1 protein-coding gene is annotated in these 1,191 nt (G+C 65.9%); it reads right to left on the bottom strand.

Annotated elements, in window-relative coordinates; genetic code table 11:
- Window positions 1-236: 236 nt before the first annotated feature.
- Window positions 237-689, bottom strand: a complete 453-nt coding sequence (locus tag NMK44_RS41835) for a PTS sugar transporter subunit IIA (RefSeq protein ID WP_254753391.1) — start codon at window positions 687-689, stop codon at window positions 237-239.
- Between the last annotated feature and the right edge of the window lie 502 nt (window positions 690-1,191).

Genomic DNA, 1,191 nt, shown 5'->3' with positions numbered 1-1,191 from the left:
GCCCCTGCTCCCGCGGCGCATCATCCGCCGGAATCTGCCGGGCCGGCGGCTCCAGCACCGCCGTCCCCATATGCCGCACCTGGCCGATCGCCACACCGTGGCTCACACCCACGCCCCGCAACGTTGTCTCCATGTCACCCGTCCCCGGTCGATACGGCGGAACCCCGCCTGGTGGATGTCTAACGCACCGCGATCGCGCCCGGACCGGCCCCGTCGGCGCCGGGCTCATATCCGGCTCAGGTCCAGTCGAAGAGCGCGTCGCCCGTCTCGACCACGGCGTCGCCGTCCCTGACGGCGGCCAGCGCGTCGGTGGTCGCCTCCAGCGCCACGACGGGGCAGATAGGTGACTTCCCCGCGGCCACGGCGACATTGGGGTCCCAGCGCACGACCGCGTCGCCGCGCCGGACGGTGTCCCCCTTGTTGATGAGCACCTCGAAACCGTCGCCGCTCAGCTGCACCGTGTCGATCCCCAGATGCGTGAGCACCCCGTGTCCTTCGACATCCACGACGACGAACGCGTGCGGGTGGAGGGAGACGACGATGCCGTCGACCGGAGCCACGGCGACACACGGTTCCAGCACCGGATCGATCGCTGTCCCCGGACCGACCATGGCGCCGGAGAACACCGGGTCGGGGACCGCGGCGAGACCGATCGCACGCCCGGCGAGCGGGGCCGTCACGGTGGTCATGGGAAGCCTCCCAGGGGTGAAGATTGATCACGCGCCGTCACTGCCTGTCCCGGACAGCGCACTGCCGAGAAGCGTAAGTCATAGGAACTTTGGATTCCGCACGCGCGGCGCAGGCGGGAGAGCGTCCGGGGCGTCGAATCGATTTGCCACGGCTGTGTGGGGACCTGTACTGTCGTATGCCTGCCCACCGGATGAAGCATCGCAGTCACCTGCGAGACACGTCCAGGTTGAGGCGGCACCTTCAGTTACTAGATCCAAATCTCGGATCCGCTTTCGCATGCCGTGCGAAAGACCCCGGTTCGAGACACGGAAATGGTCTGATAGCGTGTGAAACACCGAAGGGAAGCGCCCGGAGAAACCGGTGAAACGGTTTCGAAGGAAGCGTCCGTTCCTTGAGAACTCAACAGCGTGCCAAAAGTCAACGCCAGATATGTTGATACCCCGTCCGCATCATCACGATGTGGTCGAGGTTCCTTTGAAGAAACACACACAGCGAGGACGC

The sequence above is a fragment of the Streptomyces cucumeris genome, from assembly GCF_024295805.1.
Taxonomy (GTDB): domain Bacteria; phylum Actinomycetota; class Actinomycetes; order Streptomycetales; family Streptomycetaceae; genus Streptomyces; species Streptomyces cucumeris.
This window is presented reverse-complemented; position numbering and strand designations above follow the sequence as displayed.